31 protein-coding genes are annotated in these 25897 nt (G+C 61.3%); 10 read left to right on the top strand and 21 right to left on the bottom strand.

Annotated elements, in window-relative coordinates:
• The first annotated feature begins 4 nt into the window (after window positions 1–4).
• Together ATY80_RS19980 and ATY80_RS19975 are read left to right on the top strand one after the other, a co-directional pair.
• Complete coding sequence (locus ATY80_RS19980) at window positions 5–934, top strand: U32 family peptidase (RefSeq protein ID WP_088694055.1); 930 nt, start codon at window positions 5–7, stop codon at window positions 932–934.
• A complete protein-coding gene (locus tag ATY80_RS19975) occupies window positions 931–1350 on the top strand; it encodes a hypothetical protein (RefSeq protein ID WP_088694054.1) in 420 nt (139 codons plus the stop codon). Before ATY80_RS19980 ends, ATY80_RS19975 begins: the two co-directional genes overlap by 4 nt.
• Window positions 1351–2024: 674 nt before the next feature.
• Here ATY80_RS19975 and ATY80_RS19970 read toward each other — a convergent pair.
• Entirely contained in the window at window positions 2025–2243 is a 219-nt protein-coding gene (locus ATY80_RS19970; RefSeq protein WP_088694053.1) for a hypothetical protein, read from the bottom strand.
• A 128-nt stretch (window positions 2244–2371) separates the two neighbouring features.
• On the opposite strand from ATY80_RS19970, the gene ATY80_RS19965 reads away from it, so the two are divergent.
• Window positions 2372–2929 carry a threonine transporter RhtB gene (locus ATY80_RS19965; RefSeq protein WP_088694095.1) on the top strand — a complete coding sequence of 186 codons (558 nt, stop codon included), beginning with the start codon at window positions 2372–2374 and terminating at the stop codon, window positions 2927–2929.
• 229 nt (window positions 2930–3158) lie between these two features.
• A complete protein-coding gene (locus ATY80_RS19960; RefSeq protein WP_088694052.1) occupies window positions 3159–3869 on the top strand; it encodes a CBS domain-containing protein in 711 nt (236 codons plus the stop codon).
• 250 nt (window positions 3870–4119) lie between these two features.
• Here the strand turns inward: ATY80_RS19960 and ATY80_RS19955 are convergent, their stop codons facing one another.
• The 10 genes from ATY80_RS19955 to ATY80_RS19910 all read right to left on the bottom strand — a co-directional run bounded on the left by ATY80_RS19955 (window position 4120) and on the right by ATY80_RS19910 (window position 11998).
• On the bottom strand, window positions 4120–4623 hold the full coding sequence (locus tag ATY80_RS19955; protein ID WP_245306893.1) for a gluconokinase, GntK/IdnK-type: 504 nt from the start codon (window positions 4621–4623) through the stop codon (window positions 4120–4122).
• 1 nt (window position 4624) lies between these two features.
• The gene (locus ATY80_RS19950) at window positions 4625–5380 is read right to left on the bottom strand and encodes an SDR family oxidoreductase (protein WP_088694051.1); all 756 of its coding nucleotides are present in this window, start codon (window positions 5378–5380) and stop codon (window positions 4625–4627) included.
• 10 nt (window positions 5381–5390) lie between these two features.
• On the bottom strand, window positions 5391–6422 hold the full coding sequence (locus ATY80_RS19945) for an L-idonate 5-dehydrogenase (RefSeq protein WP_088694050.1): 1032 nt from the start codon (window positions 6420–6422) through the stop codon (window positions 5391–5393).
• Window positions 6423–6430: 8 nt separating this feature from the next.
• Entirely contained in the window at window positions 6431–7378 is a 948-nt protein-coding gene (locus ATY80_RS19940) for a 2-hydroxyacid dehydrogenase (RefSeq protein WP_088694049.1), read from the bottom strand.
• 10 nt (window positions 7379–7388) lie between these two features.
• Window positions 7389–8063, bottom strand: a complete 675-nt coding sequence (locus ATY80_RS19935; RefSeq protein WP_088694048.1) for a 4-carboxy-4-hydroxy-2-oxoadipate aldolase/oxaloacetate decarboxylase — start codon at window positions 8061–8063, stop codon at window positions 7389–7391.
• A gap of 92 nt (window positions 8064–8155) precedes the next feature.
• A complete protein-coding gene (locus ATY80_RS19930; protein WP_245306901.1) occupies window positions 8156–8905 on the bottom strand; it encodes an ABC transporter substrate-binding protein in 750 nt (249 codons plus the stop codon).
• A 111-nt stretch (window positions 8906–9016) separates the two neighbouring features.
• A complete protein-coding gene (locus ATY80_RS19925) occupies window positions 9017–9784 on the bottom strand; it encodes an amino acid ABC transporter ATP-binding protein (protein ID WP_088694046.1) in 768 nt (255 codons plus the stop codon).
• On the bottom strand, window positions 9781–10539 hold the full coding sequence (locus ATY80_RS19920; RefSeq protein WP_088694045.1) for an amino acid ABC transporter permease: 759 nt from the start codon (window positions 10537–10539) through the stop codon (window positions 9781–9783). The genes ATY80_RS19925 and ATY80_RS19920 overlap by 4 nt, the downstream gene beginning before the upstream one ends.
• Window positions 10536–11243 carry an amino acid ABC transporter permease gene (locus ATY80_RS19915; RefSeq protein WP_088694044.1) on the bottom strand — a complete coding sequence of 236 codons (708 nt, stop codon included), beginning with the start codon at window positions 11241–11243 and terminating at the stop codon, window positions 10536–10538. Before ATY80_RS19915 ends, ATY80_RS19920 begins: the two co-directional genes overlap by 4 nt.
• The gene (locus ATY80_RS19910) at window positions 11240–11998 is read right to left on the bottom strand and encodes an SDR family oxidoreductase (protein WP_088694043.1); all 759 of its coding nucleotides are present in this window, start codon (window positions 11996–11998) and stop codon (window positions 11240–11242) included. The genes ATY80_RS19915 and ATY80_RS19910 overlap by 4 nt, the downstream gene beginning before the upstream one ends.
• 149 nt (window positions 11999–12147) lie before the next feature.
• On the opposite strand from ATY80_RS19910, the gene nac reads away from it, so the two are divergent.
• A complete protein-coding gene (gene nac, locus ATY80_RS19905; protein ID WP_088694042.1) occupies window positions 12148–13059 on the top strand; it encodes a nitrogen assimilation transcriptional regulator NAC in 912 nt (303 codons plus the stop codon).
• On the opposite strand, the gene ATY80_RS19900 is transcribed toward nac, so the two are convergent.
• The 10 genes from ATY80_RS19900 to ATY80_RS19855 form a co-directional block, all read right to left on the bottom strand.
• Window positions 13056–14258 carry a pyridoxal phosphate-dependent aminotransferase gene (locus ATY80_RS19900; RefSeq protein ID WP_088694041.1) on the bottom strand — a complete coding sequence of 401 codons (1203 nt, stop codon included), beginning with the start codon at window positions 14256–14258 and terminating at the stop codon, window positions 13056–13058. The genes nac and ATY80_RS19900 overlap by 4 nt on opposite strands.
• Before the next feature lie 44 nt (window positions 14259–14302).
• On the bottom strand, window positions 14303–15070 hold the full coding sequence (locus ATY80_RS19895; protein WP_088694040.1) for a 5-oxoprolinase subunit PxpA: 768 nt from the start codon (window positions 15068–15070) through the stop codon (window positions 14303–14305).
• A gap of 9 nt (window positions 15071–15079) precedes the next feature.
• Window positions 15080–16072 carry a biotin-dependent carboxyltransferase family protein gene (locus ATY80_RS19890; protein ID WP_088694039.1) on the bottom strand — a complete coding sequence of 331 codons (993 nt, stop codon included), beginning with the start codon at window positions 16070–16072 and terminating at the stop codon, window positions 15080–15082.
• The gene (pxpB, locus tag ATY80_RS19885) at window positions 16069–16779 is read right to left on the bottom strand and encodes a 5-oxoprolinase subunit PxpB (RefSeq protein WP_088694038.1); all 711 of its coding nucleotides are present in this window, start codon (window positions 16777–16779) and stop codon (window positions 16069–16071) included. The genes ATY80_RS19890 and pxpB overlap by 4 nt, the downstream gene beginning before the upstream one ends.
• Window positions 16776–17243, bottom strand: a complete 468-nt coding sequence (locus ATY80_RS19880) for an acetyl-CoA carboxylase biotin carboxyl carrier protein subunit (RefSeq protein ID WP_088694037.1) — start codon at window positions 17241–17243, stop codon at window positions 16776–16778. The genes pxpB and ATY80_RS19880 overlap by 4 nt, the downstream gene beginning before the upstream one ends.
• On the bottom strand, window positions 17230–18630 hold the full coding sequence (locus tag ATY80_RS19875) for an acetyl-CoA carboxylase biotin carboxylase subunit (RefSeq protein WP_088694036.1): 1401 nt from the start codon (window positions 18628–18630) through the stop codon (window positions 17230–17232). The genes ATY80_RS19880 and ATY80_RS19875 overlap by 14 nt, the downstream gene beginning before the upstream one ends.
• Window positions 18630–19052, bottom strand: a complete 423-nt coding sequence (locus tag ATY80_RS19870) for an acetyl-CoA carboxylase biotin carboxyl carrier protein subunit (RefSeq protein WP_088694035.1) — start codon at window positions 19050–19052, stop codon at window positions 18630–18632. Before ATY80_RS19870 ends, ATY80_RS19875 begins: the two co-directional genes overlap by 1 nt.
• 232 nt (window positions 19053–19284) lie before the next feature.
• Window positions 19285–20370: an alpha/beta hydrolase gene (locus tag ATY80_RS19865; protein WP_088694034.1), complete on the bottom strand. Its 1086-nt coding sequence runs from the start codon at window positions 20368–20370 to the stop codon at window positions 19285–19287.
• A gap of 130 nt (window positions 20371–20500) precedes the next feature.
• Complete coding sequence (locus ATY80_RS19860) at window positions 20501–21331, bottom strand: endonuclease/exonuclease/phosphatase family protein (protein ID WP_088694033.1); 831 nt, start codon at window positions 21329–21331, stop codon at window positions 20501–20503.
• Between the two features lie 92 nt (window positions 21332–21423).
• Window positions 21424–22887, bottom strand: a complete 1464-nt coding sequence (locus tag ATY80_RS19855; RefSeq protein WP_088694032.1) for a phospholipase D-like domain-containing protein — start codon at window positions 22885–22887, stop codon at window positions 21424–21426.
• Between the two features lie 244 nt (window positions 22888–23131).
• Between ATY80_RS19855 and ATY80_RS19850 the strand changes: the two genes are divergently transcribed.
• The 5 genes from ATY80_RS19850 to ATY80_RS19835 all read left to right on the top strand — a co-directional run bounded on the left by ATY80_RS19850 (window position 23132) and on the right by ATY80_RS19835 (window position 25878).
• A complete protein-coding gene (locus ATY80_RS19850) occupies window positions 23132–23383 on the top strand; it encodes a DUF2934 domain-containing protein (protein ID WP_088694031.1) in 252 nt (83 codons plus the stop codon).
• A 239-nt stretch (window positions 23384–23622) separates the two neighbouring features.
• Window positions 23623–23796 carry a hypothetical protein gene (locus ATY80_RS29060; RefSeq protein ID WP_189637218.1) on the top strand — a complete coding sequence of 58 codons (174 nt, stop codon included), beginning with the start codon at window positions 23623–23625 and terminating at the stop codon, window positions 23794–23796.
• Between the two features lie 119 nt (window positions 23797–23915).
• Complete coding sequence (locus ATY80_RS19845; RefSeq protein ID WP_088694030.1) at window positions 23916–24230, top strand: plasmid stabilization protein; 315 nt, start codon at window positions 23916–23918, stop codon at window positions 24228–24230.
• Window positions 24231–24258: 28 nt separating this feature from the next.
• Window positions 24259–24990, top strand: coding sequence for a glutathione S-transferase (locus tag ATY80_RS19840; protein ID WP_088694029.1), 732 nt, complete (start codon window positions 24259–24261; stop codon window positions 24988–24990).
• A gap of 93 nt (window positions 24991–25083) precedes the next feature.
• Window positions 25084–25878, top strand: coding sequence for an SDR family NAD(P)-dependent oxidoreductase (locus ATY80_RS19835; protein WP_088694028.1), 795 nt, complete (start codon window positions 25084–25086; stop codon window positions 25876–25878).
• Window positions 25879–25897 lie beyond the last annotated feature (19 nt).

Below are 25897 nucleotides of genomic sequence, written 5' to 3'. Positions count from 1 at the left end.
TCGCATGACGTCCTCCCTTAAACTGACGCTCGGTCCCCTGCTCTACCTCTGGTCGACGGCCCGCTGGCGTGACTTCTATTTTCAGATCGCTGACGAAGCGCCGGTCGACGTCGTCGTCGTCGGGGAGACTGTGTGTTCGAAGCGGCTTCATTTCATGGAGTCCGAGTTCGCAGCGGTGGTCGAGCGGCTTGAAGCCGCCGGAAAAGAGGTAAGGCTCTCGACCCTTGCCTTGGTGACCCTCGATCGGGAAGCGAGCTACCAACGATCACTTGTGGACGACGATACCCGACTGGTCGAAGCAAACGACCTATCTGCGCTGCAGATGCTGAAGGGCCGGTCCCATGCAATCGGACCTTTCGTCAACGTCTATAATGGTGCGGCCGCGAAGGTCCTGGCGCGAAACGGGGCCAGAGAAATCTGCCTGCCACCGGAATTGCCGGCGGCGTCGGTCGCCCAGATCACGAAATCCTGCCCCGGGATTGGTTTCGAGCTCTTCGCATTCGGTCGGATCCCGCTCGCGATCTCGGCGCGCTGCGCTCATGCCAGATCGAAGGGCCGCACCAAGGACAACTGTCAGTTTGTCTGCCAAGAGGACCCTGACGGGCTGCTGGTAAACACCCTTTCCGGGCAACCCTTCCTTGCTCTCAACGGAGTGCAGACCGTCTCGCACTCCTGTCAGGCACTCCTCGACGAGCCCGGAGAAACGCTCTCCCTCGGCATCCGGTCGCTGAGGCTGTCTCCCCAGAATTGCGACATGAGCGCCGTTGCGAGGGTATACCGCGACCTTCTCGATAGCAGCATCGGATCCAAACAAGCAGCCTTCAGGCTGCGAGATATTCATCCCGACCTCCCGCTCTCCAACGGATTCCACCACGGTCGCGCCGGGGCAGAATGGATAGCGCGGCTTAGAAACGCAGAAGGATTGGCGCGATGACCAAAGGACATCAAAAGGCCGGCGCCGGCGCCGCCGATGCGCGCACGCGTTCCGCCCTGCGCCAGATCAAGGCGTTTGCGAGGAGGCCAGACCTCGACTGTGGCTGCTCGTCGGTCGTCGGGGAGGTCTTGCTCAACTTGCGGCCCAAAGAGCGCGCGGCTGTCGTCGCCGAGCTTTTCTTGTCGGCGGTGCGGCAGCGCACGAAGGTCACCACGCTGATGGAACTGCTGATGGAACTGGACCAGTTCGGTCCGGCAACAGATCAGGGCGAAATCGAAGAGGCAGCAATGATTTTCGACGACATGGCCGAGCAGGCGCGTCTCGGTTCGCAGTTATTGAGGGCGTTCTCCTACAACCGATCGGACTTGCGCGATGCCGCGACCAGGCTGCCTCAAGCATCGGCGAGGTCACTGTGATGGATGACAGGAATAAGAACCGGCGCATCGACATCCTGGAGTTCATTGGTTCCGGCGCGTCTGCCGCCGGAGAGCCACAGGCGACGTTGGAAGCTTTTCTTTCCCACGCAGACGCCTGGCGCAGCTACGTTTTCAACAGATCTGCCGTAGTATCAAGCACTACGGCAAGACGGGGGCTTTGCCGATGAGTGAGTTCATTGCAGGAAGTGTGGGCGTCGTCGCATTCGATCCGCTCAGTCGAAAAGGGTCGTTTGTTCTCAGCGTTGAGGACCGAAAATCCCGGCCAGTGACGGTGACGAGAAGAGGGATTCTAAGCGTCGCATCGCCTCCCCGAGCCACGGCCGAGCGTTTCTTGGAATGCATCCAGATCTTTCGCGACATTGCGCTCGACAAGTGCCCAGACGCAAACCTTGCTCGCCCCCTGGAACTGACGGCAGAAGACGTACGGCGTTGGCGCCGTCGGCATGCTGCGAGCGCATCGGACTGGGGCAACGGCCAGTAGCCGCACGACGTGAGGCTCGATCACTAACCAGGCGCGATCGCTGTCGTGAGGCGCTCGCGGTTGGGCAATGACTGCTGCCCCCGGCTCGCGTCACCGCAAAGCCGATGCAGAGCTTGGCGGCTTCAGACGTCGTCGAGCCAGTATGGACAACGGAAACTGCATCTCGCGCCCCTTAGAGTTCTTCCGTCCAGAGCGCCGTCGCCATGTAGCCTATGCCCATCGTGCTGGCAAACAGGTAGGTGAAGAAGACTTGAGCAATCAGGGAACCTGACAACGCCATTCCGTGCTCAGAGCCGCAGATATACATGTTCCAGATCCAAAGACCCGTCGCACAGCCGAGTGCAAATCCTGTCATGAAACGGGTGAGGATAAACCAGATCAAGCGAGGCATTGCAGCACCTTCGGTTCGATCGCATGAAGCGAACAAAAGAGGAAAGGTTCCTCGGTAAATGATTTAGGTCAATTACAGCTGGCGGAAAGCGTGCAAGAGAGCGCCGAGAATTGTTCAAGGATTTCCGAATGGATATTTTCGCGTTTGCAGCTAGTGTTTTCGCACTCCTTGTTTTGCCTGGCCCGACGAACGCGATCCTGGCAATGACCTCGCTCGGGCTGACACTGTCGCGTATGGGCGTGCTGGTGGCCGCGGTTCTTCTGTCCTATCTCGTCGTTATCCTACCCATTTCCTCATTCGCAGGTCCTTTCCTTCAACATCACCCGGCCGTATCCCAAGGCGTCAAGCTAGCGTCAGCCACATGGGTGTTTTACCTCGCATTGAAGCTGTGGGGCATACATGGCAAGGTCGATCCATCCGGGCTGGGTGTTAGGCAGCTTGTGACGACAACACTCCTCAATCCGAAAGCGATCATCATCGCGCTCACGATGCTTCCACCCCGGAGCATCATCGCTTTCGACGTACTGACCGCGTTCCTGATCGCGGCAACTGGAGCCTCGTGCATTTGGCTGTCGATCGGTCGCGCCGTGCTCGGAGACGCTGACGAAATGCCGCTCGTCGCCAGACGTTGTGGATCTGCGGCTTTGTTTGGGTTTTGCGTGTTGCTGACAGTCGGCGCCTTCTGACCCCATGGCCGTCCAGCTTGGACTTTCGACTAGTTTGCGCTGCGTCAATGAGCGCCTTGCGTGACGGGCTAATAGTCATTGCATGCGGACAGGAGGAGCGCGATGATCGCAAATGACGGCGAACTGGCATTTTGCCTTTCAGCCGAGAACGGACCGCCACTCAAAGCATGTGGGCCGAGTTCGTGCCAGTCTCAGGGCACAGGCGCCAGATCCTCGTAAGGATGAGACAATGCGCATAAGCAACATCATGACAGACAACGTCATCGTTATCGATGAAGCAGCAACCGTGATCGACGCCGCCGAACTGATGCTGACCCACCGCATAAGCGCACTCCCGGTTGTTGATCGCAACGGGGCACTGGTTGGCGTGATCAGCGACACCGATCTTTTGCGACGCGCCGAAGTGCAAACCGAGAAGCGCCGCTCCTGGTGGCTCCAGCTTCTCACGAGCCCCGGCAAGGTCGTCGACGAGTACGTGAGTGCAAACGGCAGGAGGGTCCGCGAAGTCATGTCCCGGCAACTCGTCACGGTGTCGCCCTATGCCACCTTGGCCGAAGCCGCCGAATTGATGGAGCAAACGCGGGTAAAGCGACTGCCCGTCGTTGTGGGAGGTCACCTCGTCGGGATTGTTACGACGAAGGACTTTCTGAAGCCACTCAGGCAGACTCGCGCGGTCTGCGTGTTTCCGATCGACGACCAGACAATCCGATCAAATGTCGAGGCGGAACTGCGCACCCAGCAGTGGGCTCGTAACGGCCTCATCCATGTCGGTGTCGAGGATGGAGTTGTCACCCTGAGCGGGACGATCGTCGACGAGCGCGTCAGAGCCGCCGCACGGGTGGCTGCAGAGAACGTTGCCGGCGTCTCTGAAATCAAGGACGAACTCACATGGATCGATCCCAGTTACGGAATACTGCTGCCCTGCGAAACCATCAACTGAACGGACCATCCTTCTGCCATAAGAGCGCAACGTCGGGTCCTTCTTGCGACCGGCCGTCCAGCTTAAGCACAGTCAAAACCTGCGGACGAATTCCATGATGACCCTTGCACTCCTCGTCGTCCTGCTGGCCTTGCTGGGGGCCGGGGGGATCTGTTTCTGTTACTCGAAGCTGCCGTTGCTTCGCTGGCGTCTATTCGAACTTCGATAGAGCCAGGCAATGGTTCGGCCAGCCGATCGGGCAAATTGATCGCTACGACAAAAGATCTTCCAGCCTGGCTGCGATGGCGGCAACAACCGCTTCGATCGTATAGTCGATGTCGACGGTGATTGCGTTTTCGTCCGCTTCTGGCGGCTCGAGAGCTGCGAACTGGCTGTCGATGAGGCTCATCGGCATGAAGTGGCCGAAGCGGGCGCCCATGCGGGCGGCGATCAGCTCCTGTCTGCCGGCGAGATGGACGAAGATGACAGGTGCACGCGCTTGCGTGCGTATGTGGTCGCGGTAGCGACGCTTCAACGCCGAACAGCCGACGATGAGGGTGCCATGCGGTTCTGCAAGCCTGTGGCCAACGATGGTAAGCCATGGCTTACGGTCTTCGTCGGTCAGTGGTTCGCCGCGGCTCATCTTGGCGATGTTTTCGGGCGGATGCAGGTCGTCGCCATCAAGGTAGATCGCACTCAGACGAGCGGCAAGCACCGCACCCACGGCGGACTTTCCCGAGCCCGCGACGCCCATCAGCACGATGCGCCGGAACATCTCAGAGTGAGGCCGTGATGCCGCCGTCGACATAGAGCACATGTCCGTTCACGAAGGAGGAAGCGTCAGACGAGAGGAAGATACAGGCGCCGACCAGCTCCTCCACCTTGCCCCAGCGGCCGGCCGGCGTGCGCTTTTCCAGCCAGGCTGAGAAAGTCGGATCGGCGACCAGGGCAGCGTTCAGCGGCGTGTCGAAATAGCCCGGGGCGATCGCATTGCATTGCAGACCATACTTCGCCCAGTCGGTCGCCATTCCCTTGGTCAGGTTGCCGACGGCGCCCTTGGTCGCCGTATAGGGCGCGATGCCGGGGCGGGCAAGCGCGGTCTGGACGCTGGCGATATTGATGATCTTGCCGGCACCGCGTTTGATCATGTGACGCGCAACCGCCTGGCCGACATTGAACACCGTGGAGATGTTGGTCTTCAACAATCGCTCGAAGGCATCGGGGGGGAAATCTTCAAGCGGTGTGCGGTGCTGCATGCCGGCATTGTTGACAAGGATGTCAATGGCACCGACTTGCGCCTCGAAGTCATCGATAGCCTTGCGCACGGCCTCATGATCCGTGGCGTCGAAGGCGAGCGTGTGTTTCACGCCGAGGCTTGCGGCCGCCGCCTTCAGCTTCGCCTCGTCGCGGCCGTTGAGGATGATCTCGGCACCAGCGTCGGCAAGACCTTTTGCCAGCGCATAGCCAATGCCCTGGGAGGAGCCGGTGACGAGGGCCCGTCTGCCCGTCATGTCGAAAAGTTGAATGCTCATCTGTCCTTCCTCAAGCAAACGCGATCTGCGTCTTCATCGACTGCCCCTTGTCCGAGGCAATCTCGAAGGCCTTCAGGGCATCGACAAGCGACAGCGTATGGGTGATCAGCGGTTTGACGTCGATCAGGCCGCCCTGCATCAGTCTGACGGCGACCGTGAACTCCTCGTGGAAACGGAAGGAGCCGCGCAGGTCCAGTTCCTTCGCCGTGATCGCCATCATCGGAAGGCTCATTTCACCGCCGAGGCCGAGTTGGGCGATTACGCCGCGTGGGCGCAGAGCATGGATACCGGCAACGAGCGCCGGCGCGGCGCCGGAGCATTCGTAGAGGACGTCGAAATAGCCCTTGTCCTGGCTGTAGCCGGCAAGGCCGTCCCGGTCTTCCGACAGGTCGACCGTACGGTCCGCGCCGACCGTGCGGGCAAAGCCGAGCGCCTTTTTTGAAAGATCGGCCGCGACGATTTCACCGGCGCCCGCCCGGCGGGCAGCAAGGATCGACAAGGTACCGATCGGCCCGCAGCCGGTCACGAGCACCCGCTTGCCGAGCATCTCGCCGGCGCGACGAGTGGCATGCAGCGCCACCGACAGCGGTTCGGCCATCGCCGCCTGTCCGGCGTCAAGGCCGTCGGCCTTCACGCACTGGCTGGCCCTGGCAATGAGCCGTTCACAAAAGGCACCCTGGATATGCGGGAAAGGCATGGCAGAGCCATAAAAGCGCATGTTGAAGCAATGATTGGGCAGGCCCTCGAGGCAATAGTCGCAGGCGCCGCAGGGGCGCGATGGAGAGACGGCGACGAGGTCGCCGACGGCAAGCTTTGAAACGCCATCGCCGAGCGCCGCGACATGGCCGGCAACTTCATGGCCTAGGATCATGGGCTCCTTCAGGCGCACCGTGCCGAAGCCACCGTGATTGTAGTAATGCAGGTCAGAGCCGCAGATTCCGCCGGCGGCAAGGCGGATCTCCACCTCGCCGGGACCGGGCTTTTCCGGCTCCCGGTCCTCGATGCGGAGATCCTTTGCCGCATGGATGACGATTGCTTTCATCGTGGTCCTCACAGAACCGGGGTTGGCAGCGGCCGGCCCTCGAAATGGGCCGAAAGGTTGTCGAAGACGAGCTGGCCCATCGCCTTGCGGGTCTCAACCGTGCCGGATGCCATATGCGGCTGCAAGAGCACGTTGTCGAGCGCAAGGAAGCGCGGGTTCAGCTTCGGCTCGCCCTCGAAGACATCGAGCGCCGCCGAGCCCAGGGCCTTCTTTTCCAGTGCATCGAGCAGAGCCTCTTCATCGATGTTAGAGGCGCGTGAGATGTTGATCAACATCCCCTCCTCGCCAAGCGCCTCGATGACCTTTCGGCCGACGATGTGGCGCGTCTCGGCAGAGGCGGCGAGCGTGACGAAGAGGAAATCGGAACGGGCGGCAAGTTCCACCGGATCGGCGATGAAGGCCCAATCCTTTGCGTAATCCTTCGGGCCGGTATCGCTGTAGGCGATGTCGATTTCGAAGCCGGCAAGGCGTTTTGCCACCTCAAAGCCGATGCGGCCGAGGCCCAAAATGCCGACACGTTTGCCGTGCACGCGGCTCTTCAGCGGATAAAGGCCTTTCCTCGCCCAGTCGCCGCTCTTGACCCAACGTTCGCCGCCAATGACGCCGCGTGCCTGCGCAAGCAACATGGCGACGCCGAGATCGGCGACGTCCTTGGTGAGAACGTCAGGCGTATTGGTGACGCGGATGCTGCGTTCGCGCGCCGCGTTAAGGTCCACCGCGTCGAAGCCGACGCCGTAGACCGAGATGATCTCCAGCTCCGGCAGCGCTTCGATCAAGGCGCGGTTGGCCCCAAGCTCGCCGCGCGTGGCGATGCCGCGAATGCCGGCGCCGTGCGATGCAAGGAACGCCGTCTTGTCCGAAGCCTCGAAATAGCGGTGCATGGTGAAGGTCGTATTCAACCGTTCTTCGTCCCATGCAGGGTAAGGTCCGATTTGCAACAGCTCAATTTTGCTCATGATTTTGTCCCTACGCCTCGACGATAAGACCCTTCGCTTTCAGCACCGCCTCCAGCTTGCTGACTTCGATCACCGATTTGCCTGCCTTGTAGGCGGCGATGTATTCGGCCTCGGCCTCTTCACGCGCCTTCGAAAGCCTGGCCACTTCGCGTGCCTCCTCCTGGCGGACGACGACCAGTCCGTCGGCATCGCCGACAATGATGTCGCCTGGATGGATGAGCTCTCCACCGACGACGATCGGTTCGTTGGTGGACGTCAAGGTCTCCTTGACGGTCCCCTTGATGCAGACGCTGAGCGAGAAGACCGGAAAGCCGAGCTCGCGCAGTTGCAGTGTGTCGCGCACGCCACTGTCCGTCACCAGTCCGCCGATACCCTTTGCAAGGCAGGCATTGGCGAGCACGTCGCCGAAGGAACCCGCCTCCTCATACTCACCCGCCGAGACGACGATGATGTCACCGGGTTGGGCATAATTGATTGCGAGTTGAAGCATGATGTTGTCGCGCGGCGCACAGCGCACGGTGAAAGCCGGGCCGCATAGCTTCATACGGTAGTCGACCGGCTTGATGCGGGAGGAGAGCGCCCCGCGGCGCCCCTGCGCCTCGTGGATGGTTGCCGGCGAGAATTTGGCGAGCGCGTCGATTTCGGTGGCGGGCCGGCGGACGGGCATTTTCTTGATATGCGTCATGATTTTTCCCACGGTTGGACGTCGCGGCGGGCATAGAGCCCGCCGTTTGAGGTGTTCGATCCATTCGCAAAAACGGGCAGCCAGACCGTTTGTCAGGGGATCGGGTCGAATTTCAGCTCGGAGAGCGGCGCGACCTTGTCGGTGCGGGTCATCTTGTATTCGGTGTCCGGGCCGAGCCACTTATCCCAGATCTTGTTGATCTCGCCGCTGTCATCGAGCTTGTGAAGCACCTCGTTGATCTTGGCCGTCAGCGCCGGCTGGTCCTTTGCCATGCCGATGCCGATCGGCTGGAACAACATCGGTTCGGGGATCATTCGCATCTCCTTGCCCTTTGTCTTCGAAGAATTGACCAGCTTGGTCGTCGTCATGGTGTTGGCGACCATGCCGCGCGCCTTGCCCTGCTGGGCGGCCAGATAGGCCGAGGCGGTGTCCTGGAAGGTCAGCGGTTCGGACTTGTTGAGCTTGATGGACATTTCCGAGGTCGAGCCCTTGGTGGATGCGATGCGCTGCCCGACATAGTCGGACTTCGATTTGCCTGGGTCATCTGCCGGCACGATCAGCATTTCCTTGGCGAGGTAGTAGGGATCGCTGAACTGGATCTGCTCGGCACGGCTCTTGGTATAGGCGAGGTTTGCCACGGTGATGTCGACGCGACCCAGCTTGACTTCGGGAACGCGGGCTTCGACCGAAACCGGCTTGATCTCGGCTTTCACACCGAGTTCGCGGGCGATCGCGCCGCAAAGGTCGACGTCGAAGCCGACCATTTCGCGGGTCTTCGCGTCGGGCGAAGCAAATGGCGGCACGTCCGCGAAGGTCGCGCAACGCAGCGTCTTGTTCGTCATGATGTCGTTGAGCTGGTCGGCCTTGACCGGGCCGGCGAGCGCGGCCGCCGCGACTGTCGCCGAGAGGATGAGATGCCTGCACTTCATAACTGTTCTCCTTCGTGGTTTGTATCAGTGACGCAGGTCTGCGAGGAACCGCTGCGCGCGGGGATGTTTCGGGCTTTTGAAAAATTCGTCCGGCGTTGCCGCTTCGATGATCTGGCCGCTGTCGATGAACCAGATGCGGTCGGCGACGTCGCGGGCAAAACCCATTTCATGCGTGACGCACATCATGGTCATGCCGTCGGCCGCCAGTGACTTCATCACGTTCAGGACTTCGCCGACCATTTCCGGATCGAGCGCGCTCGTCGGCTCGTCGAAAAGCATGACAGGCGGCTCCATCGCGAGCGCCCGGGCAATCGCTACGCGCTGCTGCTGGCCGCCGGAGAGTTGCGCTGGATAGGAGTCCGCCTTTTCGCGAAGGCCGACGCGATCGAGGAGCTTCAGCGCCTTTTCATGCGCTTCGGCGGGCGCTACGCCCTTCACGCGGATCGGCGACATGGCGATGTTGTCCACTGCGGAAAGATGCGGAAAGAGGTTGAAGCTCTGGAAGACGAAACCGATGCGGCTGCGCAGGCGGTTCAACTCCCGGCCACTCATCGGCGCGTGAATGTCCTCACCCTCGAAGAAGATCGAGCCGCTGTTGATCTCTTCCAGTCGGTTCACGGTGCGGATCAGCGTAGACTTGCCCGAGCCCGACGGTCCGCAGATGACGACCACTTCGCCGCGCGAAACCGTAGCGTCGATACCTTTCAACACGTCATAGTCGCCGTAGCTCTTGCGGACATCGGCAAGCCGGATCGTCTGATCCCTCCGGGATGTGGATAGTGAAGCGGTCATGGCTGCTCCGTCGCATTGGGTGTCAGGGAAATCGCAAGTTGGCGGCGCTTCGAGGCAAGCCCTGCGCGCCGGCGCGTGATCCGCCGCTCGATGACATTGGTGAGCGCGGTGAGGGACCAGCAGATGACGTAGTAGGTCAGCGCAAGGATCAGGAAGACCTGGAAGGGCTGCGTGAGGAGCTGATTGTTGACCTGGCTGGCAGCAAAGGTCAGGTCCGGCACATTGATGACGTAGCCGAGTGTCGTGTCCTTGATCGTTGCGACGAAGGTCGACAGCATGCTCGGGATCATGTTGTAGAGCGCCTGCGGCAGGATGACGTAGCGCATCGCGCCGAAGTAGCTGTGGCCAAGGGCGCGGGCCGCATCCATTTGCCCCTGCCCCAAAGCGACAATGCCGGCGCGGATGATTTCGCTGAGGAACGCGCCCTGGTAGACGACGAGGGTGGCGAGCATGGTGTAAAAGCTCGGCACGTCGGCACCCGTCAGAAGCGGCACGAGAAAATAGCTCCACAGCACCAGCATCAACAAAGGCACGCCACGCGTCACATAGACCAGCACCGTCACCGGCCAACGCAGCATCCGATATGTCGAAAGGCGCGCGAAGGCGAGCAGGATGGCGAACGGAAAGGCGATTGCGATGCTCAAGGCCGAGAGGATCAGTGTATTGGCAAGGCCGCCGAGTGGTCCGTTCGGATATTGTCCGATGAGGAGCAGCAGCCAGTAGTCGTCGATGATGGCGATCAGGTCGTGGATCATCGTCCGGCTCCGTTCGCGGGATCGGCCCGCCAGGTGAGGTAGGCGCCGGCGGCCATGATCATCAGGGAGAAGACGAGGTAGAGAAGCGTGCCGATCAGGTAGATCTCGAACGTACGGAAGCTAAGGTTGTCGATCTCCTTGATGGCATGACTGAGTTCCGGGGCCCCGATCACGATGGCAAGGCTGCTGTTCTTGAAGAGCGACACGCTGTGGTTGACGAGGGCTGGCAGCGCGTTGCGCACGCCCTGCGGGATCAGCACGAAGCGCATGGCCGAGACGTAGCCGTGGCCAAGCGCGCGCGCCGCTTCCATCTGGCCCGGATCGACCGAGCGCAGGCCCGAGCGCAGGTCCTCGCTGAAATAGGCCGCCTGGCAGAGACCGAGTCCGATGATCGCGAAGATCATCTCCGCAAAATGCGCAGAAAGCCAGTCGGACAGTCCTGAAGGCAAGATCGTATAGATGCCGAAATACCAGAGCATCAATTGCACAAGCGTCGGCACGTTGCGATGATAGGAAACGTAGGCTGCCACGACCGAATTGCCGATGCGGCCTGGCGCAAAGCGGATGGCGAGCAGCAGCAGCGCGAGACCCATTGCCAGCAGCCAGGACGAGATGGCGATGACGAAGGTCATCTCGATGCCATGCACAAGCATGGCAACATAGTCCGGATTGGCGAGGATGTCGGCGAGATCGAAGCCCTTCACGGCTGTGGCTCCTTGGGTTGCGGACGCGCCGTCTGCAGGCCGCCCATCACCTGGAGCGTCGGGGTGATTTCCATGTGACCGATATTGACGGCAATGGGTGCTGCAATCGCGAAGGCGATGGCCTCAGCAATGTCGGAGGCCTGCGGCAGCTCGAAACCGTCGATGAAGCGTTCCCGCACCGACGGATCATTGCCGTGCACGTGGCTGAAGATGTCGGTTGCAACACGACCGGGGCAGATCTCCGTCACCCGAACACGCTTGCCGAACGTATCGATCCGCAACTGGTTCGACAGCATGCTGACACCGGCCTTGGTCGCGTGATAGGTGGAGTTACCGCCGAAATTGTAGAGTCCGGCAATCGACGAGATGTTGACGACATGGCCGCGGTCGCGCGCAGCCATGCCGGGCACGATCAGCCGGCAGAGATGGAGGACCGCACGCAGATTGACGTCGACCAGGAGGTCGATGTCTCCGTCCTCTGCTTCGAGGAACGTCTTCGGCCGGTCGACGCCGGCATTGTTTACCAGGATGTCGAATTCCATTTCGCCGGCGAGTTTGGCGAGTGCGGCGCGATCGGTGACGTCGATGGCGTGGGGAATGCAGCCGGTACGTTCGGCCAGTTCCTGGAGCGCCCCTGCGCTGCGGGCGACAGCATGCACTTTAAGGTTCTCGCGCCGGAGCCGTTCGACGACCGCAGCTCCGATCCCCGAGGATGCTCCGGTCACGAGTGCCGTTTTGTAATCGGAAAATGACATTGGAGTTCCCCTGTTGTTGGAAAAGAGAGTAGCGAAGCTTTCCGGCTCTGGATAAGACCGTTTGAATCTGGATGGATAAGCAAGGCTTATGGGCTTGCCGCGGCCTCTTCGGCCTGTAACATGCGAGGCCAAACAAGGCAGGCTCGCATATGGACACAAGGCGTCTCAAATCCTTCATCGTCATCGTCGACACCGGTAGCATTACGCGTGCCGCCGACGTTTTGCATATCGCCCAGCCCGCGCTCAGCCAGCAGCTTGCTGCGCTCGAGGAGCATTTCGGACAGAAGCTCCTGATCCGCAGTCAGCAGGGCGTCTCCATGACCGAGGCCGGCAAGGCCGTCTATCGCCACGCCCAGATCGTCCTGCGCCAGATGGAGCAGGCGCAGGCCGACGTGAAGGCTGCCGGCTCGACGCTCGTCGGGCGCGTCTCGGTCGGCCTCGTGCCCTTTTCGAGCGCGGCAACGCTGTCCGTCGATCTCCTCACTGAAACCCGCAAACGCCATCCCGGCATTCTGCTGCACCTGACCGAAAGCGTCGGTCAGACCTACAGCCAGATGATCATGAATGGTCGGCTGGAAATGGCGTTGATCCATGGCACGGGTCCGATCAAGGGTGTGCGCTTCGAACCGGTTTTTGTAGAGGAGTTCCGTCTTGTCGCCCACCGCGATTTCCGTATCGAGCCAGGTGCGGCGCCGCTGCCGGTGAGCGCGCTCAACGACCTGCCGCTTCTCCTGCCGCCGCCCTACAATTTCGTGCGCCGCGCCATCGATCTTTCCTTCACTCGCGCCCGCGTCTCGCTTAACGTCGTGGCGGAGGTGGAAGTTGTCCGCACCTTGGCGCGCGCCGTTTCAAGCGGCGTCGGCGCCACCATCATGCCGCGCGCCATCGTCGAGCGGATCATCGCGGAATCCCCCGAGCCGCTTGTCTCGTGCATGATCGCGCCGAAGATTGAGGAAACTCTGTCGCTCTGCGTTTCCGACCAGAGCGAGCTGTCGGAGCCGGCGCTGGCGGTGCGGTCGATCCTCATGGATCTAACCGCGCGCCTCAAGGGGCAAAGTTAGCGCAGGCCGGAGCAGAACTCGGCAATGCGTCCGCAGGCTTCGTCCAGCTGTTGCATGCTCGTGGCGTAGGAAATACGGAAGAAAGGGCTCATCCCATAGGCCGCGCCCTGCACGGTCGTCACGTGATGCTCGTCGAGCAGCGCCAGGACGAAATCGGTGTCGGTCTCAATCTTCCGCCCGCCGCTGCTCGTCCGGCCGATCAGGTCGGCAATGTTTGGGAAGACGTAGAACGCCCCTTCCGGCTTGTGGCAGCGGATGCCCTCGATCTCGCCAAGTCGGGCGACGACGAAGTCGCGCCTCTCCCGGTAGATCGCCGCCCGTTCCCTGAGCAGGTCCTGTGGCCCGTCAAGCACAGCCGCAACGGCGGCCTGGGTGATGGTCGACGTACCGCCACTGTTCTGGCCGTTGACGTTGCTGATCGCCTTGATGAGGTCCTTTGGCCCGCCACAGAAGCCGAGCCGCCATCCGGTCATGGCAAAGGCTTTGGAAGCGCCGTTGACCGTCAGTACGCGATCCTTGAGACGTGGTTCGACCTGCGCGATGGTGCAGAATTCGAAACCGTCATAGATGAGGTGCTCGTACATGTCGTCGGTCATGATCCAGACGTGCGGGTGCTTGAGCATAACCTGTGCGATGGCCCTCATCTCCGTCTGCGAGCAGGCAGCGCCCGTCGGGTTGTTTGGGAAATTGAGGAACAGCCATTTGCTGCGCGGCGTGATCGCCGCATCAAGATCTTCGGCGCGCAGCTTGAACCCGTTTTGCTGTGGGCAGTCGACCGGCACCGGCACGCCGCCGGCGAACGTCACGATATCGGCATAGCTGATCCAGGAGGGCGTTGGGATGACGATCTCGTCGCCGGGATTGCAGGTGGCCATCACGGCATTGAAGATGATCTGCTTGCCGCCGCCGGCAACGACGATCTCCGAGGGATCGTAGTCGAGATTGTTGTCCCGCTTGAACTTGCGGGCGATGGCCTGGCGCAGCGCCGGCGTGCCGTCGAGCGGCGGATATTTCGTATCGCCGGCAAGGGCTGCCGCATGGGCCGCCTCGATGGCGTTGGCCGGTGTTGCGAAATCGGGTTCGCCAGATGAAAGGCTGATGACCTTGATGCCGCTGGCCGCCAGATCGCGGGCGCGCTGGGTCATGGCGGCGGAGGCGGAAACGGAAACGTTCTTCAGGCGGTCGGCAATGGCGGGCATGATCGTTGCTCTCGATGGAAGGAATGAGGGGTCTGCGACGGGGCTCATCGCACAAGCTTGGATACCGGCGTCACCGCGCCGCCGGCTGCCTCGATCTCGCTGCGCACGACGCGGGCGAGGTCGAGCGAGCCGGGCGTATCGCTGTGCACGAGGATGGAGCGCGCGCGCATGGGGACGACGGCTCCGTCGATAGCGGTGACGGTGCCGTCAAGGAGGAACTGCCGCACGCGCGTGCGTACCGCGGCCTCCTCCTTGACAAGTGCGCCCGGTTGGCCGCGCGGCACGAGTTTTCCTTGCGCATCATAGGCGCGGTCGGCAAGGAAAAGGGTCAGCGTCTTCAGCCCGGCCTCGATTGCAGCGCGCTCGATGATGCTGTCGGCCGTGCCAAAAACGATGAGATCGGGATCGACCGCACGGATCGCCGCCATCATTGCAGCGGCCAGCGCCGGGTCGCGGTTGACCATGTTTCCCATAGCAGCGTGGAAGCTGACATGCGAAACCGTCACACCCTCGGCCTTGGCGATCGCAATCAGCCCGCCGAGCTGGAACAGCATCTGCTGGCGCAGCTCGTCCGGGCCGAAGGGCAGTTCCCGGCGGCCAAAACCTTGCCTGTCCGGCAGGCCCGGATGGGCGCCGACATCCACCCCCTTTTCCCGGGCAAGGCGCACCATGCGCGCCATCGTTTCGGGATCGCCGGCGTGGAAGCCGCAGGCAATGTTGGCGGAGGTGACGATATCCATCATCGCTTCGTCGTCGCATAGCCGGTACGGACCGAAACCCTCGCCCATGTCCGAATTGAGATCCACCTTCATGAAATGCTCCTATGCCATGGTACTGAGCGCCTGACTGACCAGCCGAGCGGTCCGCCTGACGTCGTCGATATAGGCGCCAAGCGCCCGCTCAATGGCCCTTGCTTGCGCATGTGTCGCCGGTACGAAACGCAGCATCGAACCGATGCGTGCCTGCCCCAGCCGCCAGAGATCGGCCTCGATGACACCCGCAATTTTGGGATAGCCGCCCGCCGTATTGGCGTCGCTCATCTGGACGATCGGCTCGCCTGCCGGCGGGACCTGGACGACGCCGGGAACGACGCCGTGCGAGCGCATCTCCACCGTCTCCAGCGGATGGATCGGATCGCCACTTAGCCGATAACCGGTCCGGTCGCTGCGCGCTGAGATCTTCCAGGGCTGGCTCCAGAAACGCTCCGCATCGGCACCGAAAAGATCATGCTCACCGGCTGGCAGAGCGCGGATCATGAGCGCGCCACCCTCACCGGCTGGAAAGACGTCCTTCAATGCCACTGCCGGAGGTACGACGCCGAATCCGCCCTTCGGAAGAAAGGTCGCCGTTGCCGCGCCCGTTGCCACCGCGTCGCCTGTCGCAAGCACCCTGCCGTTAAGACCGCCGAAACCGCCGCGCAGCGACGTGCTGCGCGAACCCATCACAGGCGTGACATCCGCACCACCGGCAAGGCTGAGATAGGCTCTTGCGTCCTTGAGTGGAGGCGATAGTTCCAAAAGCTGGCCGGCCTCGGCCTGCGCAGCCCACCAGGGCGGCACGCCGATCCCGTCGAGCGTTGCGCGGCAATCCGCGCCGGTGATCGCAAACGCGGTTCGCGCGGAAAAACGCACGCGGAAAGGAAAGGTTTGCACCTCGATACCCGCAGCCTCAGGCGTATTGCCGACGAGAATATTGCCGATCGAAAGTGCAAGCGTGTCCATCGCGCCTGAGGCCGTGACCCCGATATTGCGATAGCCTGGACGCCCAAGGTCCTGAATGGTGTTAAGCGGTCCTGTTGCCTCAACATCGATCACAGTTCGATCCTCTCTGGACGGAAACGCACGGTGTCGCCAGGAGCCATGACGGCCGGAGCAGCAGCCAACGGATCGAACATCTGGAGTTCGGCAAAGCCGATGGAATTCCAGCCGTTCGGTCCCGTCAGCACCGCAACGCCCGTCTGCATGCCGCCGATCGTGACGCAGCCTCGCGCCATGCTGAGCGAGGGCACCGTCTTGCGCGGCATATGGATGCGCGCATCAAGCCCGAAAAGGTAGCCAAAACCCGGCGCACTGCCGAGGGCAAAGACCCGGTAGGTGCCTTCGTGATGGATGCGCACGACCTCCCGGTCGCTGAGGCCGGAAAGATCGCAGAGCGCCGGCAGATCAGTCGCATGTTCGCCGCCATAGGTGACGGCGATCTCGATGTCCCGGCCGGCAAGATCGACGCCGCGTGCCCGCTTCCATTCCTCCTGGAGCTGGTGAACGACGATGTCTGGCGCCTCCGGCGTCTGCTTGAGGATTACCAGCAGGTTCGTCATGCCCGGCACGATTTCGGCGATTTCCTCCCGTGCCTGGAGGGCACGTGACAGCGCCCAGATGCGTCGCTGGTTCGCCAGGTCGAAGGCGCCGGGCGCTTCCACGAGGAAGGCGCGTGTGCCGATAAAGGAAATTTTCGCCAGTGCGTCCGTGTCCGGCACGATTGAGGCTGGCGATGCGAGCGGGCTCGATTGCGGCAGGTTCATCGGCAGGGCTCCGTCGCGAAAACAGCATCACCGTAGCCGATGAGGTCTCCTGTGCGGGCATGGACTTCGGCGACGACTGACGCTTCGGGCGCGGTGACGGGCAAGAGCACTGGCCCAACCTCGACGAAGCCGATGATGGCGCCTGCGTCGACCGCCCGACCCTTTTCGGCAAGCGGCGAAGCGTCGGCGCTGCCCGGATGGGCGCTGCGGAAGAGACCGGCCATCGGCGCCTTGACGGACCGGCCCTCGGGCAGGGTTGGGCGCATCTTAGGGGCGGTTTCATGCGCATGCGCCGAGCGTGCGCCGGAACCGAGGACGATCTTCAATGCCTCGCCAGCCCCTGTGAGAATTTCCAGCTCGCGCGCACCAGAGGCTTCCAGCCAGTCGGTGAGTGTGGAGATGAGAGCGGGATCGGAAAGGTCGCCGATCGTGTTTTTGCCTGCCGAGCGGTCACGCCTGGACACGGGGTTCCTCCCTCAGCCGTTTTTCAAGATGGTGGATATCGACACAGCCCTGCACGAAATCGGGATCGGCGAAGATCCTTTCATGCAGCGCAAGGTTGGTCGAAATGCCCTCGATGCGCGTTTCCGACAAGGCGACCTGCATGCGCCGGATCGCCGCCGCACGGGTTGGCGCATGCACGATCAGCTTGGCGATCAGGGAATCGTAGTAGGGAGAAACACGGTATCCGGCCGACACATGCGTATCGATGCGAATTCCCGGTCCACTCGGAAAGTGCACCGCTTTAATGCGTCCGGGTGCTGCGACATAGGTCGCTGGATCCTCAGCATTGATGCGGCATTCGAAGGCATGGCCAAGCGCCTCGCCGCAAAGGCGGGACGGACTGAGGATATGACCCTGCGCTACGCGTAACTGCTCATGCACGAGATCGACACCAGCCGTCATCTCCGTGACGGGATGCTCGACCTGCAGGCGCGTGTTCATCTCGATGAAGTAGAATTCCCCGTGCTCATAGAGGAATTCGAACGTGCCGACGCCGCGATAGCCGATCTGCCGGCACGCCTCCACACAGCGCTCACCGATCCTGTGCGCCAGTTCCGGCGCAATGCCGGGCGCAGGCGCCTCCTCGACAACTTTCTGGTGTCGCCGCTGGATGGAGCAGTCACGATGACCGACCCAGATGGCATTGCCGTGATTGTCACACAGCACCTGGAACTCGACATGACGCGGATGCTCCAGAAATTTCTCCATATAGAGTTCCGGCTTGCCGAAGGCACGGCGCGCCTCCTCGCGGGTAATGGCGATCGCGTCGGCGACCTGCGCGCTCTCGCGCACGACGCGCATGCCGCGCCCGCCCCCGCCGCCGGCCGCCTTGATGATGACCGGATAGCCGATCTCTTCCGCGATGGCGCGCACCGCCTCGCCATCCCCAGGCAGCGGCTCACTGGGCCCCGGCACGCAGGGTACCCCGGCTGCAATCATCGCCCGTTTGGCAGCGATCTTGTCGCCCATGGTGCGGATCGCCGAAGCCGGCGGGCCTATGAAGACCAGTCCCGCCTTCTCGACCGCTTCGGCAAAGTCGGCATTTTCCGACAGGAACCCGTAACCCGGATGGACGGCCTCAGCACCCGTGACGCGCGCCGCAAGCAGGATCGCAGCCTGGTTGAGATAGCTTTTTGCCGGCGCCGATGGACCGATGGAGAGCGGACCGTCCTCTCGGCAAGCCCCATCTGCAGCCCGGTCGGCCTCGGACGCGACGAGGATGGGACGCAGTCCCAGTTCGAGGCAGGCGCGCCGGATGCGAACGGCGATTTCGCCGCGATTGGCGATCAACAAGGATCTGAAGCGATGGTCGCCGCCCTCAAGGGCTGCATCGAAAGGGCCGCGCATCAGCCGATCTCCACAAGTGGATCGCCGACGCTCACTTCTTGGCCGTCTTCGAAGAAGATGCGCTTGACCACACCGCCGAAAGGTGCGGGAACTGTCGTGAAAACCTTCATGGCTTCGACGATGCAGAGCGCTTGCCCGGCCTCGATAACGTCCCCCATTGCAACGAGCGGCGCCGCGCCGGGGCTGTTGGCCTGGTGCACCACGCCTGACAGCGGCGCGTGGACATGGCTCGGGTCAGGCTGCTCCTCCGGCGCCGCCGGCGCGATCTGCACATTTTCCCGAGGCGTCACCAAAGGCTTGGGTTGAAACAGGAGTGGCAAATTGCGCACGATGACAGTCGTGCCGGCTTCGCTGACAGTCAGCTCCGAAACACGTGAACGCCCGACGAAATCCAATAGTGTTTTGATCTTTTGCAGATCCATGCGGTTCCCCAAGCATAAACCGGAGCGCCGCCCGGGTGGGCTGACATCTTCCTGGTTCGAATGGGGAAATCTTACACAGCATCCCGTTTGATGGGGGCAGACAAACTTTGAATACGGCTCCCTGCAAGCGGAATAGAGCCGCCCTCAGGCACATAAAGAACGCGTGCCGATGGCATATCGAAGGCTAGATGACAGACGTCTCGCCCGGGACGGTGGCCGATACCCTACAAACTCACGGCTGTGGTTTGTCAGCGAAATGCCTGATCGCATAGTCCGCAACGCGCTGGTTCGATTGCCTTGCACCATCGAGCCAGAACGGGAAGATCTGCCACTGATGGATCATGCCTGGCCAGATCTCGATCTCGACATCAACCCCGGCCGCGCGGGCCTTGTCGGCCAGCCGCCGGCTGTCGTCAAGAAGCGCTTCACCCGCTCCAACCTGTAAGAGCAATGGCGGAAATCCGGTCAGGTCGGCATAAAGAGGCGAGACCATCGGATCTCTCGGCGAACGTGTTCCGAGATAGGCCTTGCGGATGAGATCGAGTTGAACGGCATCGATCAGCGGGTCGGTGGCGGCATTGGCCGTCAATGAAGCGCCTGTTGCTGCCAGATCGCTGATGGGGCTCATGGCAACCACTGCCGCCGGCAGGGGTTCCCTAACCCGCATCTGCCGCAGCGTTGCTTCGATCGCCAGGTTCCCGCCAACCGATTCGCCGACAAGCACGATATTGTCGGCCTCATAGCCAGAATCGAGCAGCCAGCGATAAGCGGCCAGCGTATCATCGACCTGAGCCGGATAGGGGTTGTCGGGCGCGAGCCGGTAGTCGATGAGAAGCACATCGGCCGATGCCGCCTTGGCCAAAGCGCCGGCTATTGCTCGGTGCGTGCGCAATGAACCGCTATAGAAGCCGCCGCCATGTACATAGAGAATGGCGCGCCGGCCGAGTGGATGATGCAATCTCGCCGGCCAGATGAGCTGTGCATCGATACCGCCTGCATCGACGGACCTGATTTGCACACGCGACGGTTCGGGGGTGGATTCCATCAGATCCTCGAACGCTTGCCGCCGGTCGCGAAGACTGTCGGCTTTCTGGAAGAACTGCCCCCATGTTTCGACGAGCTTTTGGATCTGTTGTGTCGAGGCTACCGTCTGGGGCGGCATATCCTCAGCCCGGGCGGGTGCCGCCAAGAGTGCCGTTGCGAGGCCAACCACCAGCCACGCGACCCTGCCCTTTGTCATCGCGGCTGAAATCACCGCCGATCCGCGCCATCGCACCACGTCGGCCCGTTCACCCAAAGCCCCGGCTACAAGCACCATGCAACCTCCTCATCCAAGCTGTCTGTCGAGATCAGCAGAAACTGCCATGACCGCAGGCGGTGTCAAGGTTTGAGGACTGCGATGACGAGGATGCTGTGGGTGGCAGCGGCGCAGAGCTCGTCGAGAAAGTCTAACTCTTCGTGCTCAGTTCCTCGACCCGCTTGAGATTGACCACGGCCTTGACCGGCAGGTGATCGGAAGCGACGCGCGCAAGTGGCGTATCGTGGGCCTCGACCGCGGTCACGACGCCCTTGCGATTTGCCATTATTCGATCAAGAGCCAGTATGGGAAGGCGTGCCGGAAAGCTCGGAACTGCCATGGGCTGAGGCCCGAACGCGGATTGGAAGGTGTGCAGCGACGAACGGTCGCCAAGCCGCCATTCGTTGAGATCACCGAGCAGGATGGTCGGGATCTCGCTCTTTCTTCCCATCAGCTCGACCAGCATCTTGGCTTGCTGGGCGCGCGAATGGCGAAGCAGGCCGAAATGGGCGGCGATAATGCGCAAGCCCCCGCCGTTTTCCAGATCGAGTTCGGCGACAAGCGCGCCGCGCGGTTCGAGCCCAGGCAAATTGATCTGGTGAACATCGCGCACCAGGCCCTTCTTGAAGAGCACGACGTTGCCATGCCAGCCGTGAGCCTTTGCCATGTCGTTGACCGGCACTGGGATCAGTCCGGTCTCCCGTTCCAGTCGGCCAAGGTCGAGGATGCCCGTACGCTCGCCAAACCGGGTGTCGGCTTCCTGCAACGCGATCACGTCGGCGTCGATTTCGTGGATGACGCGACTGGTGCGCTCTGGGTCGAACCGGCGGTCACTGCCGACGCATTTATGGACGTTGTAGGAAGCGATTAAAGTGCCATCCGACCGCGGTTTGTCCTCCGAATGTGCCGCATCCAGCCGCTTTTTCCGATTGCGGATCGAGGCAAGGATGTTGGCCGGCAGGCTTTGTTTTCTGGCATGCATCGCAGTTTACTGGCGCTTTGTTGACCGACGAGATTCTGACTGGATTATAGACCGGGTGAGCGACGTTACCACGTCATAACCCCAGAAATCCGCTACAAGTAAGGCGATCCCAGCCACAGGATCTTCTCAAGCAGCCGGATCGGAAAAGGACGCGCGCGCAACCCCTGCAGAGTAACCGGCGAAGCCGACTTGATGGCTTCGTCGATATGCTCGTCGATCTCGTTGGCAAAGCCTTCGTTCAGCACTTCCAGGTCGATCTCGAAATTCAGTCGCAGCGATCTCGGATCGAGGTTGGACGAACCGACATAGGACCAGACCCCGTCTATCGACAAGAGCTTGGAGTGACTGAACGCGCCGCTGGAGCGCCAGATCCGGCAATAGCTGCTGAGGATCTGATCGAACTGGGCAGTCATGGCACGGTCGACGAGGACGAGGTTGTTGACGGACGGAACGACGATATCGACCTCGACGCCGCGCCGGGCCGCGGTTGCCAGCGCACTGATGAGCTCGCGGTCCGGCAGGAAGTAGGGGGACATGATGCGGATCGATTTGCGTGCAATGGAAAAGGCGCCCATAAGCATCTTGTGGTTCGTCTCGATGCTTTTGTCGGGTCCGGATGCGACCACACGCATGAAGACTGGATCGCCTGGCTGCCGCTCCGGCATCGCGGTTCGCCATGCTTCCCCTTGCAGGATCTCGCCGGTCGTGAAGCGCCAGTCTTCGGCCGCAACGTTGAAGAGATCGGCAACAACCGGTCCGGTGACGCTGAAATGGGTGTCGCGGGCGAAGGCCTCCCCCGCCATTTCGCGCGTAAAGCCGGCCCGGATGTTCATGCCGCCCGTCAGTGCGATGCGTCCATCGACGATGACGATCTTGCGGTGGGTGCGCAGGTTTGCATAGGGCAAACGCAAACCCATGATGACGTTGCCGTTGAATACAGAGACGCTGACACCGCCATCGGCAAGGTATCCAAGTATGCTCGGCACGGAATAGCGGGCGCCGACGGCATCGATCAGCACGCGCACTTCGATGCCTCGCTTGACTGCTGCAATCAGGCAATCGGCGATCCTCAATCCGATGGGGTCGCGGTCAAAGATGTAGGTCTCGAGGAGAACGCTTCGCGCGGCGCTGTCGATGGCGGCCTGCATAGCGGCATAGCAGTCGTCGCCCGTTTCCAGCATGTCGATCGTGTTGCCGGTTGCGAGCGGACTGCGGGAGACACGATCACCGAGTGTCTGAAGGGCGGCGAAACGACGGCCGAAGCCGCTGATGACGACATCCGTGTCGGCGTCGAAGCTTTCGAGTTCGTCGAGGTCCGCCTCTGGGATCAGCGCATCGCGCCGCAGGCTGAGCGAGGCGCGGCGGATACGATTGATGCCAGCGATCGCATAAAGCACGGCGCCAATGATCGGTGAGAGGATGATCACCCCGACCCAGCCGATCGCGGCGCGGACCTCTTCCTTTGTCATCGCCGCATGGATCGCTGCCGCAGCGCCCATGGCGAGCGAAACAACAAATAGAATATGCGGCCAATAAGTCGATATGAGATAAAACATCGCGTTGAACTATAACGCTAAAGCTGCGGCGTTCAATTGGGCACCATGGACGTAGAGCCCCCCGTCTTTCTTGCCTCAAACGGTTCCCCGGACACAATGAAGCGCGCGCCGCACAATGGTTGAATGCTGCGGCGCAGAATTTCTTTTTGCAGTGTGTCAAATTTTGCTTGAAACACGGTGGTTCCTCTGGAACTCTAGCACCAGTATCGCGTTAAACCACGGGCATTATCTGAGGAGATCGGCGATGACAGAAACTCGAGAAGAGTGGATCAGGAAGCGCGCCTATGCGCTTTGGGAAGAGGAAGGGCGTCCAACGGGACGAGATTTCGTACATTGGGAACAAGCCTGGACGGAGCGCCTGGCGCTTGAAGGATCCGCCGCATCTCCGGATGGCAAGGAGGTGAAGACGCGCAAGCGCACCACGTCCACGCCAAAAGCAAATGGCGCCGCCAAGCCCGCCGCTCCAAGGAAAACGGCGAGCCGAAAATCGGCGTGATCGCCTGCGTTCCTTTGTGACGAATGGCGTCACGACGACGCCGTTCGTCACATGATTGCATTGCTTCTATTCTATTGATCTCCAAGGCGGCACGGCGGTTGCGTCGGAATGCGCCTAACGGTTACCTCGCAGAAAAAAATGCCGCTGTGGCAATCCGCGACGGAACCAAAATTGGGCTCGGATGTTCATAGATTGGTCGTAGCGGGTTGCTACCTCCTCATTGCAAGTTTGAGGATAGAATGACAGTTCTTGTCATTGCCGCGTTAGCCTATCTGGGCCTCGCCCTGGTTCTTGTCTATGCGATCGACAATCTTGTCGCATTGTTCTTCCCTGATGCGCGTTCAGCCGTATTGCCGCATATCCCTGCCGTCGAAAAGATCTTGGCGGCGTCGCGCAAATATCATCGCAAATAGGCCTTACCTCGTCGGCGCGCTTCTTTCTCAGTTGCCTGCTTGTGTGCGCATTCGTGCGAGGCTGGAACTTTTTGCGCATCAGTCGGTTGCCCTTTCTCTGTCAACAAGGAGCAAGCATCATGCCAAGAGGCGACAAATCCGCTTACACGGATAAGCAGAAACGGAAAGCCGAACATATCGAGGAAGGCTACGAAGACCGTGGCGTTTCCACGAAGGAGGCTGAACGGCGGGCCTGGGCGACGGTCAACAAGGAGAGCGGTGGCGGCAACAAGTCCGGGTCCGGTCGGGGCAAGCAAGATACCCACGAGGCGTCAGAAAAGGGCGGGCGCAAAGGTGGTGGCGCCTCAGCGGCGCGTTCTGCCGCCGAGCGCTCGGCTTCGGCCAAGAAAGCCGCAGCCACTCGCAAGCGCAACGCCCAGCACGCGCATCACTGATAAGGAGCATGCCACCGGGAGGGACCTCATGGCATATGAACTGTATTATTGGAATGGCATTCTTGGCCGCGGCGAGTTCGTTCGCCTAGCGTTGGAAGAAGCCCAGGCCGAGTATGTCGACGTCGCCAGGCAGTCCGGGCGCGGGATGGGCACCGCAGCGATGTTGGAACTGATGAACAGCAAGCGCGAACCCTACATTCCCTTTGCGCCACCGTTTCTCAAGGACGGCGAGTTCATTGTCTCTCATGTCGCCAACATTCTCTTTTATTTTGGTCCAAAACTTGGCCTTTCGCCGAAGGATGAAAAGTTGCGCTTCATCGCCAACGGCCTGCAATTGACAATCACGGATCTGGTAGCAGAGGTGCACGACACGCATCACCCGATCGCAACCTCTCTCTACTATGAGGAGCAGAAGCAGGAGGCGAAAGCCCGCTCCGCCTCCTTCATCAGCGAGCGCATTCCAAAGTTTCTCGGCTACTTCGAGCAGGTGCTGCAACAAAATCCCTGGGGGCCACGCCACATCGTTGGCGATGCGCTTAGCTACGTCGACTTGTCGCTGTACCAGGTCGTCGAGGGATTGCGGTATGCTTTTCCGAAAGCGATGAAAGCCCGTGCGACGGATTATCCGGGGCTGATAGCGTTGCACGATGCCGTCGCCAGGCGCCCGAATATCGCTGCCTACCTACAGTCGGACCGCCGGCTTGCCTTCAATGAGGACGGAATCTTTCGGCACTACCCGGAACTTGATCTTGCCCGGTAGCGATATGGCATTGCCCCGCATCGATGCAGGCTGATAAGCTCCCTGTAGCTCGCCCTTATACACCCAATAGCATTCCTGGAGGCTACCGCTACCATGGCAAATCTTGCTCAATTGCTTGCATCCATCAAAATTCCGGACCTGGCTGGCAAGGCGGTGCTGATCACCGGCGCCTCGACCGGTATCGGCGCAGCGCTCGCCCGCGCCTTTGCTTCCCAGGAAATGAAAGTTGGCATTCATTACAATGCGAGCCGGGAGCCGGCCGAAGCGCTTGCCGATGAAATCCGGGGCGCCGGGGGCGCCGTGCACCTCGTTCACGGCGATGTGTCAAATGAGGGCGAGACGGAACGTGTCGTCGAAGAGACTGCCAGAACCTTTGGACATCTCGACGGGTTGGTGAACAATGCCGGCGGCATGCTCGGCCGCAAGCCAACCGCTGAATATACCGACGAGCACTACACGAAAGTCATGGATCTGAATGCCCGCTCGGTTCTTGCGGCGACCCGCGCTGCCCATCCATGGCTGAAAAAGCAGGGCGGTTTCATTATCAACACGACCTCGATTGCAGCGCGCAATGGCGGCGGCAATGGTGCCGTGCTCTATGCGGCATCGAAGGGTTTCGTCTCGACGATCACACGCGGCCATGCCAAGGAGTTCGTTCCTGACCGGATCAGGGTCAATGCGGTAGCGCCAGGCGTCATCGCCACGCCGTTTCACGAGCGCTACACCAATGACGAGCAGATGGAACTGCAGCGCAAGTCCATCCCGATGGGCTTCGTCGGGACGCCGGAGGATTGTGTCGGCGCCTATCTCTTCCTGGCATCGCCAACCCTTTCCGGCTACGTCACCGGTCAGATAATCGAGGTGAATGGCGGCCAGCTGATGCCGTAAGCATCGGCTTGCACGACAG

Source organism: Rhizobium sp. R711, assembly GCF_002211365.1.
GTDB lineage: Bacteria > Pseudomonadota > Alphaproteobacteria > Rhizobiales > Rhizobiaceae > Rhizobium.
This window is presented reverse-complemented; position numbering and strand designations above follow the sequence as displayed.